This window comes from Martinezella paranaensis, assembly GCF_014200235.1.
Classification (GTDB): Bacteria; Pseudomonadota; Alphaproteobacteria; order Rhizobiales; family Rhizobiaceae; genus Rhizobium; species Rhizobium paranaense.
The window spans coordinates 1187384-1199453 of sequence record NZ_JACHBI010000001.1; the positions used below are offsets into that span (position 1 = coordinate 1187384).

Sequence of the window (12070 nt, forward strand, 5' to 3'; positions counted from 1 at the left end):
GGAGGATCGATAGCCGATGGCTGATTTGAAACCTTTCCTCGCCAAGGTCGCCAACCGCGAGGCGCTGACACGGGACGAGGCCCGTCAGGCATTCGATATCCTGATGTCGGGCGAAGCCACGCCCTCGCAGATTGGCGCTTTCCTGATGGCGCTGCGCGTGCGCGGCGAGACGGTCGACGAAATCGTCGGCGCGGTCACGACGATGCGCGCCAAGATGCTGCCGGTGGAAGCACCGGCGGATGCGATCGATATCGTCGGCACCGGCGGTGATGGCGTCGGCACCTACAATATCTCGACGCTCGCTTCCTTCATCGTGGCGGGCGCCGGTGTACCGGTCGCCAAGCACGGCAACCGCGCCCAAAGTTCCAAGGCCGGGACGGCCGATACGCAATCCGTGCTGGGCATTAAGCTCGACATTGGTCCCGAGGTGATTGCCCGTTGCATTCGCGAGGCCGGCATCGGCTTCATGTTCGCGCAACTGCATCATTCCTCGATGCGCCATGTCGGCCCTTCGCGCGTCGAGCTTGGCACGCGCACGATCTTCAATCTGCTGGGGCCGCTGTCGAATCCGGCCGGCGCGCGTCGGCAACTGCTTGGCGTCTTCGCGCCGCAATGGGTCGTGCCGCTCGCCGAGGTGCTGAGGGATCTGAATGCGGAAAGCGTCTGGGTCGTGCACGGCAACGGTCTGGACGAAATCACCACGACCGGTACGACCTCGGTGGCAGCACTTGAAAACGGCAAGATCCGGACCTTCGAGCTGACCCCTGCGGACTTTGGCCTGCCGCATGCCTCTCTCGAAGACCTCAAGGGTGGCGATGGTACCGTCAATGCGGCAGCGCTCCGCGACGTGCTCAGCGGTGCCAAGAACGCCTATCGCGATATTTCGCTCGCTAATGCCGCGGCGTCCCTAGTGATTGCGGGCAAGGCGGAAACGCTTCATGATGGCATGAAGCTCGCAGCTCAGTCGCTCGATAGCGGCGCGACCGCGGCTGCATTGGAAAAGCTGATCGCCGTCTCCAACGCCGAAGAATAGGATTAGGACATCATGACCGATATCCTCCAGAAGATCGAAGCCTACAAGCGCGAGGAGATCGCCGCCGCCAAGGCCAAGGTCTCGCTTGCCGACCTCAAGGCGATGCAGGCCGGCCAGTCCGCGCCGCGCGGCTTCCATAAGGCACTCGTCGCCAAAAGGGACGCCGGCGCTTTCGGTCTGATCGCCGAGATCAAGAAGGCGAGCCCGTCCAAAGGGCTGATTCGTCCCGATTTCGATCCGCCTGCCTTGGCCAAGGCCTACGAGATGGGCGGGGCAGCCTGTCTCTCCGTGCTGACGGACAGCCCAAGCTTCCAGGGCGCACCGGAATGCCTGACCGCCGCCCGCGCCGCCTGCTCCCTGCCGGCCTTGCGCAAGGATTTCATGTTCGAAACCTATCAGGTGCACGAGGCTCGTGCCTGGGGCGCCGACTGTATTCTCCTGATCATGGCCTCTCTTTCCGACAGCGACGCCGAGCGCCTCCAGGATGAGGCCTTCGGCCTTGGCATGGATGTGCTGGTTGAAGTGCATGACGCCGAGGAGATGGAGCGGGCATTGAAGCTGTCCTCGCCACTCGTCGGCATCAACAATCGCAATCTGCGTACCTTCGAGGTCAGCCTGACGGTCAGCGAAACCCTGTCCACCATGGTTCCCGAAGGCCGGCTGCTGGTCGGCGAAAGCGGTATTTTCACCCATGCCGACTGCAAGCGTCTCGAGACCGTAGGCATCACCACCTTCCTCGTCGGCGAGAGCCTGATGCGCAAGGACGACGTGGCGGCAGCAACACATGCGCTGCTCACAGGTGAAACCGGCGTTCTGGCGGCCGAGTGAAATGAGCGCAGACAAAGCCGTTCTTACCCATATCGGCGCCTCCGGCGAAGCTCATATGGTCGATGTCGGCGACAAGGCCGAAACGACCCGCATCGCGACCGCCGAAGGCCATGTGAAAATGAAGCCCGAGACGCTGTCGCTGATCCGTGAAGGCAATGCCAAGAAAGGTGATGTCATCGGCACGGCGAGGCTCGCCGGCATCATGGCCGCCAAGCAGACCGCCAATCTCATCCCGCTCTGCCATCCGCTGATGCTGACCAAGGTCACGGTCGACATCGCCGAAGATGCTACCCTGCCCGGCCTGCGCGTGACTGCCACCGCAAAGCTCACCGGCCGCACGGGCGTTGAGATGGAGGCGCTGACGGCGGTTTCCGTTGCCTGCCTGACGATCTACGATATGGCCAAGGCCGCTGATCGGACGATGGAAATCGGCGGTATCAGGCTATTGGAAAAGTCCGGCGGCAAATCCGGCGATTTCCGTCATCCGGAGGCCTGATACATGAGCCTTTTACCCGTCGCCGATGCCCAAGAGCGCCTGCTGAATAGCGCAACGCCGCTCCATCGCATCGAAAGCGTATCGCTCGACATGGCCGAAGGCCGGGTTCTGTCCAAGGACCTCATGGCACGCCTCACGCAGCCGCCTTTCGATGCCTCGGCCATGGATGGCTATGCGCTTCGTTTCGAGGATGCTGCTGAACCGGGAGCGGAGTTGACCGTGACTGGTGTTTCTGCCGCGGGCCATGCATTCGAGGGTACGCTTGGCAAGGGCGAAGCGGTGCGCATCTTCACCGGTGCACCGGTTCCGGCCGGAGCCGATACCGTGTTGCTGCAGGAAGACGCTGAACGGCTGGAGGACGATCGCATTCGCACGACCTATCCTCTGCGCAAGGGGCAGCACATCCGCCCGCGCGGCCAGGATTTTGTCGAAGGCGAAGCGGTGCTTCCGGCGGGCACGGTGATGGATTTCTCACGGCTGACGGTTGCCGCCGCCATGAATCACCCCGCACTCGATGTCTACCGCCGCCCGCTGGTGGCGATCCTCGCGACCGGCGATGAGCTGGTGACGCCCGGCAGTGAGCCCGGTCCCTCGCAGATCATTGCATCCAACACATTCGGCATTGCGGCTCTTGCCCGCAGCGCCGGCGCCCATGTGCTCGATCTCGGCATCGTCCCGGACGATCAGGCGGAAATCACCGCGGCGATCGGCCGGGCGCAGGTGGCGAAGGCCGATGTCATCGTCACGCTCGGGGGCGCCTCGGTTGGCGATCATGACCTAGTGCAGGCAACTATGCTCGCCGCCGGCATGCAGCTTGATTTCTGGCGTATCGCCATGCGTCCCGGTAAGCCGCTGATGGTCGGCAGTCTCGGCGAAACCCATATCCTCGGATTGCCCGGCAATCCGGTTTCCAGTCTCGTCTGCGGTTTGTTGTTCCTCGAGCCGCTGATCCGCAAGCTCGCCTCCTTGCCGCCGGTGAAGCGTGAAGCCATGGCGCGGACTGCGGTGAAGCTCGCCGCCAACGATCAGCGCCAGGATTATATTCGCGCAACGCTGACGAAATCAGCAGATGGCGGCTGGCTCGCCGAGCCTTTTTCCAAGCAGGATTCTTCGATGATGAAGGTCTTTTCCCGCTCGGATTGCCTCATCATCCGCCCGGCGCGCACGCCCGAGCTTGCTCCCGGGTCGCCCTGCCCGGTTCTGTTGCTGCGCCCGGATCTGATAAGCTAAGCCGGATATGAAAATGCCGGGCAGTTTGGGCCGCCCGGCATGAATTTTATCAAATCGAAAGAGCGAATTACTTCGCCGGCTTCTCGTGGTGGCCGCCGAAGCCTGCGCGCATGGCCGACAGCACCTTGTTGGCATAGTCGTCATTGCCGCGCGAGGCGAAACGGCCATAAAGCGCGGCGCTGAGAACCGGCGTCGGAACACCTTCATCGATTGCAGCCGAAATCGTCCAGCGACCTTCGCCCGAATCCGATACGCGGCCGGCATATTGCGACAGCGCGGCGTCGCCATGCAGCGCGTCGGCCGTGAGGTCAAGCAGCCAGGAGGTGATGACGCTGCCGCGGCGCCAGACTTCGCTGATCTCGGCGATGTCGAGGTTGTATTGATAATATTGCGGATGCGACAGCGGCGCGGTTTCGGCGTCGGCTTCGGTGGTCTGCAGGCCGACATTGGCATGGCGCAGCACGTTGAAGCCTTCGGCGTAAGCGGCCATCAGGCCGTATTCGATGCCGTTATGAACCATCTTGACAAAGTGGCCGGCGCCGGACGGGCCGCAATGCAGGTAGCCCTGCTCGGCAGTGCTGACGCTCGAGGCAGCTTCGGAGCGCATCTTCGACGGGGCGACGTCGCCGATGCCCGGTGCGAGCGTTGCGAAGATCGGCGACAGGTGCTGAACAGTCGCCTTTTCGCCGCCGATCATCAGGCAATAGCCGCGCTGCAGGCCGAAAACGCCGCCGCTGGTGCCGACGTCGACATAGTGAATGCCCTTCGGCTTCAGCTCTTCGGAACGGCGGATGTCGTCATGATAATAGGAGTTGCCGCCGTCGATGACGATATCGCCGTCTTCGAGCAGCGGAACGATCTTGGCCAGCTCCTTGTCGACGATCGCAGCCGGCAGCATCAGCCAGACGGCGCGCGGGCGGGAGAGCTTTGATACGAAATCTTCGAGCGACGTGCTGCCGGTGGCGCCGAGCTGCTCAAGCGCCGAAATGCTTTCCGGACGCGCATCGAAAACGACGGCGCTGTGGCCGCCATTCATCAGACGCTGCACCATGTTGCTGCCCATACGGCCAAGGCCAATCATTCCGATTTGCATGTGTAGTCTCCTAGGAGGGGTTTAATCGGTTTGAAAACTCCATAAAGACATTTCGCCATATTTGCCAATGAACAAATGACGAGCAAGCCATGCGGGCGCGCTGGATCGGGCTGAAAGCGCCGCGCTCACGCATCTGTGATATGCCATCGCTGCCCCTGCCTTCTTGTTAGCGCGATCGTGCCTCTCTGGCTTGAACAGAAACGGCTATTTCGACGAAATTATCAAAATTCGACACCCCATTTTCGTCAGACGCACAGGCGCAATTCGATGCGAAATGGGGTAAGTTCCCGATCGATCCGGTTTTCCTCACGCAGCTCGTCTACCAAGGCGTTTAACGTCCGTCGTCAAAGGAGACACCATGGCCACTCCCCTGAAACTGCCGCTCGTTCCGGCTGCATTCTTTGGCATAGTGCTTGGCCTCTCCGGTCTCGGCAATGCCTGGCGGGCCGCAACGCGTGTCTGGCAATTGCCGGCGGCAATTGGTGAGACGATCGTCTTCGTCTCGGTCGCTGTCTGGGCAATACTGATCGTGCTTTACGTGCTGAAATGGGCGGTGGCGCGTGAAGAGGCATTGAAGGAAGTGGTCCATCCTGTGCAATGCTGTTTCATTGGCCTCGTAGGGGTCGCCACCATGCTGGTGGCGGGTAGCTTGTTGCCCTATTCCCGCGTCGGTGCTGAAACCCTGTTCATCCTCGGCGCCATCTATACGCTTGCCTTTTCGGTCTGGCGAACCGGCGGTCTCTGGCAGGGCGAGCGTGACGTCGCCGCCACGACCGCCGTGCTTTATCTGCCAAGCGTGGCCGGAAGTTTCGTGACTGCCATCGTCGCATCAGCCCTCGGCTTTCCCGAATGGGGTCAGCTCTTCTTCGGCGCCGGATTTTTCGCATGGTTGGCGATCGAATCCGCGCTGCTGCATCGGCTTTTGACGGCGCCGGCATTGTCGCCGCCGCTGCGCCCGACACTCGGCATTCAGCTTGCGCCTCCGGCTGTCGGCGCGGTCGCCTATATCAGCGTCACGCAAGGGCCGCCCGACCTGCTGGTGCACGCCATGATCGGCTATGGCGTCCTGCAGGCTCTGATCATGCTGCGCCTCTTGCCGTGGATCAGCAAGGAGGCTTTCAGCCCTGCCTATTGGGCCTTCACCTTCGGCGCGACAGCACTTGCGACCGCACCCTTGCGCCTGATCGAGCGCGGTGATGCTGGTCCCGTCGCACAGCTTGCGCCGATCCTCTTTATCGCTGCCAACATCGCCGTGGGACTGATCGCGCTCGCGACGATCTGGCTGATCACCAATCGCAAACTGACCATCGGCTGGGCTGAGCTGTCGCGTCAAAATACCGGCGCCATTGGGCAGCGTTGACCCGATTGGAGCGTACCGGAGAGTCAGGAGTGGATATGCTGGATCATGTTACAATCGGAGTTCGCGATGTGGAACGGTCGAAGGCCTTCTACGACGCGGCCTTGCTTCCTCTTGGTATCGAACGTTTATATGGCGACGGCGTAATTTTTGCGGGATATGGGATCAGGCCGAGGGCCTTTTTCTGGATAGGACATCGGGACGCATCCCAAACTGGCGTGCACGTTGCCTTCACGGCTCAAAGCAGAGCCATCGTCGATCAGTTCTATGAAGCGGCATTGGCGGCAGGCGGGTTGGACAATGGAAGGCCAAGCATCCGATCTCACTATCATCCCGACTACTACGGCGCTTTTGTCTTTGATCCCGATGGACACAACATAGAGGCCGTTTGTCGCTTGCCGGTGACTTGAGCCTATCCGTGGAGTACCTGCCCGGATCGACTTTCCTGGCGCAGGCGCTCGCCGATCACTCCACCGGCGGACCGACGTAACGCGCGCGTGGCCGGATGAGGTGACCGCTTACGGATTGCTCCATGGCGTGTGCCAACCACCCGACGGTGCGGGAGAGCGCGAAGATGATCAGCGGTGCGTCCTGGGGCAGATGATAGGCCGATGCCATCGCCGTCAGCGCAAAATCAACGTTGACGCGTTCTCCAACCAGCTCTTCGGCCACGTTGCGAACCTCTGCGAACAAAGGCGGCAGCGTAAAGCAGGCAAGCAGTGCCTGAGCGCGTGCATCGCCATCGGGGTAGAGCCGGTGACCGATCGCCGTTAGCGGCCGCCCTTCTGCGAGATAGCTTCGGACCGCCTCTTCTGCGCCGATCGCAGCGGCCCGGTCCATCAGTGAACGCACACTTTGCCAGGCGCCGCCATGCAGCGGCCCTGTCAGTGTCGCCAGGCCCGAAAGTACCGCGGCCGACAGTGTCGCACCCGCGGACGCGGTGATCCGCGCCGTGAAAGTCGAAGCGTTGAGTTCGTGGTCGGCGAGAAGCACGAGAGAACAGCGGATGAGTTCGCCGGCATCTGACCGGTTCCACACTTCAGCAAGGCGCTGGTGCAGCGGCAAATGAGATGGGCCGGGTGCCAGAGCATCGGCGACCGTACCGAATACGCTTTCCGCTTCGGTTTGCAGCGCTGGCAACGATCGTCCAAGCGATGGCAGGTCCGTTGGGGCGCGTTCGGCCAAAGCAGCAAAGGCGGTCGTGAGCGTCGGTAGCCGGTTATGGGCGCCCTTCCCTCCCAAACGCAAAGGCCGCTTCATGTCCCATAGGAGCAGCGCGACTTCTTCCAGCGTCGCATGCTCAGCGAGCTTCGCCGCATCCTGCCCACGGTAAAACAGCCGGCCATGCGAGATCGTCGACAATGCTGAAGGCAATACGGGATCACCCCACTGAATGGCGTCGGCTGCCACGAGCTCGGTTTTTCGTCGCCCCGCGTGGCGTGCCGCCAGCCGCTTGACGTCATCGGCGAAATAAAGGCTTCGCCGCGTATCGGCCGGATCGGGTTTCGCACGGATGCGGCCGCGGCTGACATTGGCGTAAAGCGTCTGCGATTTGGTGCCCAGCAGGGTCAGAGCCTGCTCTGTCGTCAGCCAGCTCATGGTTCCTCATATTGATCAATTGCATCAAGATTGACGTCAATGAAAATAGGACTGATCTAAGCGGATAGTCAAAGGAGAATAGTGATGAAAAGTGGTCTCGAAGATATCATTGCTGCCGAAACCAAGCTGTCCGACGTCGATGGCGCCGCCGGCCGGCTGATCATCCGCGGTGTGTCGCTGGACGATCTGGTCGCGACCAGCCGCTTTGAGGATGTCGCTGCGCTGCTGCTGGACGGCTTGTTCGAGCAACATGCCGATGCCGTAAGCATCCGAACGCAACTAGGCGCCGCGCGTGCAGAACTGTTCGCACATGTCAAAGCGGCAGACACGGTATTGCTTTCTCTGCCGCCGGTGGAAGCCATGCGCGCGCTACTGGCTCGTATCGGAGACGGCGATGATTTTGCCACCGCCATCCGTTTGATGGCTGCGCCGGCGGTATTCCTGCCTGCCGTGCTGCGTCTTCAGAATGGTGAAAAGCCGATCAAGCCAGATGCCTCCCTATCTCAATCCGCTGATATTCTGCGCATGCTCACTGGCAAACGTCCCACACCGCAGCAGACTGCCGGCCTCGACGCCTATCTGGTGACGATCTCGGATCATGGGTTGAATGCTTCCACCTTCGCCTCTCGCGTCATCGCCTCGACCCATGCCGGCCTGACCTCGTCGGTGTTGGCTGCGATCAGCGCTCTCAAGGGACCGCTGCATGGCGGCGCGCCCGGCCCGGTACTCGATATGCTGGATGCGGTCGGCGAGCCGGAGAATGCGCGTGCGTGGCTGTCGCAGGCGCTTGACCATGGAGAGCGGCTGATGGGCTTCGGCCACCGCATCTACCGCGTCCGTGATCCCCGTGCCGATGCTCTGAAGACGGCGCTGCGGCCAATCTTTGCGAGCGGTCAGGCCGATGCCGGCCGCATCGCGCTCGCCGAGGCGATCGAAGCCGCGGCTCTGGCGCTGTTGAAGGAGCGCAAGCCCGACCGCCCGCTGGAAACCAATGTCGAATATTATACCGCCCTGCTGCTCGATGCCCTCGGCTTCCCGCGCAATGCCTTCACCGGCGTCTTTGCGATCGGCCGCACAGTAGGCTGGATTGCCCATGCGCGTGAACAGATGCTCGATGGTCGCCTGATCCGCCCGCAGTCACGTTACGTCGGGCCTTTGCCAAAAGCGGCCTGATACAGAAGCGGCCAACCGGCCGAATCGCTCCTCAAGCGGCTGCCACCTGTCGCGGCCGCATCAGTCCCTCGCGGATATGGCGGGCAAGTTCCGTTGCGGGCGGCGTCGCTTCGCTTTTGGACAAATAAAGGCTGACGGAAAAGATAGGCAGATCCGGCAGGCCGTCGCCCGCGCCGAGAATATCGAGATCGGCAGGGACAGTAGAGGCAAGCCAGGCGGTGATCGCAAGGTCGGTGCGCACTGTCGCCGTCGTCGCCTCGATATTGCCGTTCTCAAACACGGTGCGCCAGCGCCGCCCGTCGTCCCGCAGCGCCGCGAAAACCGATGGCCGGAAAGCGCAGGTATCGGCCACCATCGAAATCGGCAGCGGATCCTTTCGGTAAGCGGCACCCGCTTTCGCGCCGACCCAGACCAGCCGGTCGATGCTGAGGCATTCGCCTTTGGAGGTGCCGAGCGGCTCCTCGATGACACCGAGATCGATTGCACCGTTATTGAGTGCCTGCATCAGCTCCGGCGATGAGCCGCAGACCAGCGAAATCTCGACTTGCGGATGACGTTCGGCATAGGATCTGAGCACGGGCGCCAAAACCGTCCCGACGAGATCATGGGGGACGCCGAGCCGCACGCTGCCTTCGACGGTGGTTTCCGTCATATCGGCCCAGATATCGTCGTTGAGGATCAGCAGCCGGCGGGCGTTGCCAAGCAGTCGTTCGCCCGCATCCGTCAGCCGCAATCTGCGATTTTCCCGTTCGAAGAGGGCACAGCCTAGCATGTCCTCCAGCCGCTTGATCTGCTGACTTACGGCGCTCTGCGTCATGTGCAGCATATTGGCGGCAACCGTCATGCTGCCGTGATCGGCAACTGCGGCAAAAGTTCTGATGAGGGCGATATCGAAGTTTCTAGCCATATCCGCATTATAAACGCTAATACATCGGCCATTCAATATTCGTTTTTCTGATGGCAGCTATTCGCCTATCTCTTCACTGCAAAATGAAGATCGGCCCTTCATGGCTATCGAAGCCTGTCGCAGTGGTCCGCGCTCAGTCTTTTCCTGCCTGCCTGCTTGTGATTTTCATCATTCACTTGTGGCGCGGATAAAACGAAAAATGACGCATATGCCGCCAAATATGTGGGTTTTTGCGTAGTTTGAGTTAGCGAAAATGGTGGAATTATAGCCCTTACCACAAAGGGACTAGCCACAAAGACCGCTCGCTTCTTGGCCTGATTCGGTGCTATCTGCGCCCCCTAAATGTTTTCCAACTGCCATGGTGCAATATGGAACGCTACGCACGACATTGTGACAATATCGGCGTAAACTGCAGCCTTAGACCACAGGATGAATTCGGGGGGCACTTGGAGCGCCGACTGACTGCCATTCTGGCTGTCGACATCGTGGGCTACAGCCGCTTGATGGGAATGGACGAGGCCGGCACGCTGGCAGCGGTCAGGAAGCATCGCGCCGAAGTTCTGGACCCAAGGATCGCCGAACATAAGGGGCGCATCGTCAAGCACACCGGCGACGGCATGCTGGTCGAATTTTCGAGCGTCGTGAATGCGGTGGCCTGCGCTGCCGAAATCCAGCGCGATATGCTGACGCGGAACGAAAGCGCGCAGCAGGACCGCCGCATCGAGCTGCGTATCGGCATCAATCTCGGTGACGTCATCGTCGAGGATGGCGACATTTTTGGTGAAGGCGTCAATCTGGCGGCTCGTCTCGAAGCCATTGCCGAGCCGGGCGGCATCGCCGTCTCCGGCTCGGTGCGCGATCATGTCGGTTCGCGTCTCGGCGTTTCCTTCGAGGATCGCGGCGAGCATTCCCTGAAGAACATTGCCCACAGCGTCCGCGTCTATACCGTTTCTCTCAGTGCACCGACGACCTCAACGGTCGTCGCCTTGCCGGCCCGGGATGGCCGCAAGCGGCTGGTGGCGGTCCTGCCCTTCGTCAACATGAGCGACGACCAGGAACAGGAATATTTTTCCGACGGAATTACCGAGGATCTGATCACCGATCTCTCGCAGATTTCGGGCCTCAACGTCGTCGCCCGCAACACCGTCTTCACCTACAAGGGCAAGTCGGTGAAGGTGAAGCAGATCGCGCAGGAACTCGGCGCGGACTTTGTTTTGCAGGGCAGCGTCCGTAAGGCGGCTCAGCGCGTCCGCATCACCGGTCAGCTTATCGACGCCCGCAACGGCGCGCATCTCTGGGCCGGTCGTTTCGATCGCGATCTGACCGATATTTTCACGATCCAGGACGAGATTACCCATGCGATCGTCGATCAACTGAAGATCAAGCTGCAGCCGGAGGAGAAGAAGGCGATCGAGAGCGAGCCGACCGCCAATATCGAAGCCTATACCTACTATCTCCGGGGCCGGCAGTTTTCGCATGCCTGGACCCGGTCTTACCTGCTTCTGGCGCGGCGCATGTTCCTGAAGGCCGTCGAGCTGGACCCGGATTACGCCCGCGCCTATGCCGGCATCGCGGATTGCGACTCGGCGTTGCGGGACTGGAGCCCGCGCGAATATCCGCTGGAAAGCATCATGGCGATGAGCGCCAAGGCACTGGAACTCGATCCGGATTTGGCTGAGGCCTACGCTTCGCATGGCCTGGCCTTGCATCAGAGCGGCCTGAACGAGGAGGCGACGGCGGCCTTCGCACGGGCGATGGCGCTGCAGCCGAACCTGTACGAGGCGAATTTCCATTATGGCCGCTTCCTGTTCATGCATGGCCGGTTCGAGGAAGCCGTGCGCTATTTCGAGCGCGCGGCGACCATCCGTACCGACGACTACCTGTCCCCCGTGCATCTCATCAGCGCCTTTCGCTCGCTCGGAAAGACGAAAGAGCTGGAATACTGGGCAAGGATAGGCATCGAGCGTGCGGAACGGGCGCTGGACCTCAACCCGGAAAACTCAGGCCCCGCCCACCGCGGCGCCATCGCCCTTGCCCACCTTGGCGAGGCCGGGCGCGCCAGGGAATGGGCGGTGCGTGCCCTCACGATTGATCCGGACGACATCTGCGCTCAATACAATGTTGCCTGCGCCTATGCCGTGCTCGGTGATCGCGATGCGGCGCTGGACCTGCTAGAGAGATTGCTGCCCATGAGTTCTGCCTATCAGGTGCTCTGGTTCAGCAATGATTCCGATCTGGATTCGCTGCGTGACTCGCCGCGATTCCAGAAAATGTTCGAGAGGTTCAACGTTGGGCATGCCTCGGCAGAGGAAAGAGTATCCAGCGAAGACGAAGCTCTGTGTTAGAGCGCCGCA

The 12070-nt window shown here is 61.3% G+C and carries 11 protein-coding genes; 8 read left to right on the forward strand and 3 right to left on the reverse strand.

Features of this window, described 5'->3' with window-relative positions; translation table 11 throughout:
• Positions 1–16 precede the first annotated feature (16 nt).
• The 4 genes from trpD to GGD50_RS05775 are packed head-to-tail and all read left to right on the forward strand — an operon-like array spanning position 17 to position 3587.
• Positions 17–1033, forward strand: coding sequence for an anthranilate phosphoribosyltransferase (trpD, locus tag GGD50_RS05760; protein WP_107108043.1), 1017 nt, complete (start codon positions 17–19; stop codon positions 1031–1033).
• Between the two features lie 12 nt (positions 1034–1045).
• Positions 1046–1861 carry an indole-3-glycerol phosphate synthase TrpC gene (gene trpC, locus GGD50_RS05765; RefSeq protein ID WP_107108044.1) on the forward strand — a complete coding sequence of 272 codons (816 nt, stop codon included), beginning with the start codon at positions 1046–1048 and terminating at the stop codon, positions 1859–1861.
• A gap of 1 nt (position 1862) precedes the next feature.
• Complete coding sequence (moaC, locus tag GGD50_RS05770; protein WP_107108045.1) at positions 1863–2357, forward strand: cyclic pyranopterin monophosphate synthase MoaC; 495 nt, start codon at positions 1863–1865, stop codon at positions 2355–2357.
• A 3-nt stretch (positions 2358–2360) separates the two neighbouring features.
• Positions 2361–3587 (forward strand): molybdopterin molybdotransferase MoeA, encoded by a 1227-nt coding sequence (locus GGD50_RS05775; protein ID WP_107108046.1) that lies wholly within the window; start codon positions 2361–2363, stop codon positions 3585–3587.
• A gap of 67 nt (positions 3588–3654) precedes the next feature.
• Here GGD50_RS05775 and gnd read toward each other — a convergent pair whose 3' ends face one another.
• Positions 3655–4680: a phosphogluconate dehydrogenase (NAD(+)-dependent, decarboxylating) gene (gene gnd, locus GGD50_RS05780; RefSeq protein ID WP_107108047.1), complete on the reverse strand. Its 1026-nt coding sequence runs from the start codon at positions 4678–4680 to the stop codon at positions 3655–3657.
• Positions 4681–5038: 358 nt separating this feature from the next.
• Here gnd and tehA point away from each other — a divergent pair, with 358 nt between their 5' ends.
• Together tehA and GGD50_RS05790 are read left to right on the forward strand one after the other, a co-directional pair.
• Positions 5039–6040 (forward strand): dicarboxylate transporter/tellurite-resistance protein TehA, encoded by a 1002-nt coding sequence (tehA, locus tag GGD50_RS05785; RefSeq protein WP_107108048.1) that lies wholly within the window; start codon positions 5039–5041, stop codon positions 6038–6040.
• A gap of 35 nt (positions 6041–6075) precedes the next feature.
• Positions 6076–6447 carry a VOC family protein gene (locus tag GGD50_RS05790; RefSeq protein WP_107108049.1) on the forward strand — a complete coding sequence of 124 codons (372 nt, stop codon included), beginning with the start codon at positions 6076–6078 and terminating at the stop codon, positions 6445–6447.
• A 55-nt stretch (positions 6448–6502) separates the two neighbouring features.
• Here the strand turns inward: GGD50_RS05790 and GGD50_RS05795 are convergent, their stop codons facing one another.
• Entirely contained in the window at positions 6503–7636 is a 1134-nt protein-coding gene (locus GGD50_RS05795) for a citrate synthase (RefSeq protein ID WP_107108050.1), read from the reverse strand.
• Positions 7637–7720: 84 nt separating this feature from the next.
• Here GGD50_RS05795 and GGD50_RS05800 point away from each other — a divergent pair, with 84 nt between their 5' ends.
• A complete protein-coding gene (locus tag GGD50_RS05800) occupies positions 7721–8809 on the forward strand; it encodes a citrate synthase/methylcitrate synthase (RefSeq protein ID WP_107108051.1) in 1089 nt (362 codons plus the stop codon).
• Between the two features lie 31 nt (positions 8810–8840).
• On the opposite strand, the gene GGD50_RS05805 is transcribed toward GGD50_RS05800, so the two are convergent.
• Complete coding sequence (locus GGD50_RS05805; RefSeq protein ID WP_181316045.1) at positions 8841–9716, reverse strand: LysR family transcriptional regulator; 876 nt, start codon at positions 9714–9716, stop codon at positions 8841–8843.
• Positions 9717–10162: 446 nt separating this feature from the next.
• Here GGD50_RS05805 and GGD50_RS05810 point away from each other — a divergent pair, with 446 nt between their 5' ends.
• Complete coding sequence (locus tag GGD50_RS05810) at positions 10163–12061, forward strand: TPR end-of-group domain-containing protein (protein WP_181316046.1); 1899 nt, start codon at positions 10163–10165, stop codon at positions 12059–12061.
• Positions 12062–12070: the final 9 nt, after the last annotated feature.

Excerpts from the sequence above, each read along its gene's own strand:
- trpD (WP_107108043.1), top strand. The coding sequence starts at position 17 with ATGGCTGATTTGAAACCTTTCCTCGCCAAGGTCGCCAACCGCGAGGCG.
- trpC (WP_107108044.1), top strand. The coding sequence starts at position 1,046 with ATGACCGATATCCTCCAGAAGATCGAAGCCTACAAGCGCGAGGAGATC.
- moaC (WP_107108045.1), top strand. The coding sequence starts at position 1,863 with ATGAGCGCAGACAAAGCCGTTCTTACCCATATCGGCGCCTCCGGCGAA.
- GGD50_RS05775 (WP_107108046.1), top strand. The coding sequence starts at position 2,361 with ATGAGCCTTTTACCCGTCGCCGATGCCCAAGAGCGCCTGCTGAATAGC.
- gnd (WP_107108047.1), bottom strand. The coding sequence starts at position 4,680 with ATGCAAATCGGAATGATTGGCCTTGGCCGTATGGGCAGCAACATGGTG.
- tehA (WP_107108048.1), top strand. The coding sequence starts at position 5,039 with ATGGCCACTCCCCTGAAACTGCCGCTCGTTCCGGCTGCATTCTTTGGC.
- GGD50_RS05790 (WP_107108049.1), top strand. The coding sequence starts at position 6,076 with ATGCTGGATCATGTTACAATCGGAGTTCGCGATGTGGAACGGTCGAAG.
- GGD50_RS05795 (WP_107108050.1), bottom strand. The coding sequence starts at position 7,636 with ATGAGCTGGCTGACGACAGAGCAGGCTCTGACCCTGCTGGGCACCAAA.
- GGD50_RS05800 (WP_107108051.1), top strand. The coding sequence starts at position 7,721 with ATGAAAAGTGGTCTCGAAGATATCATTGCTGCCGAAACCAAGCTGTCC.
- GGD50_RS05805 (WP_181316045.1), bottom strand. The coding sequence starts at position 9,716 with ATGGCTAGAAACTTCGATATCGCCCTCATCAGAACTTTTGCCGCAGTT.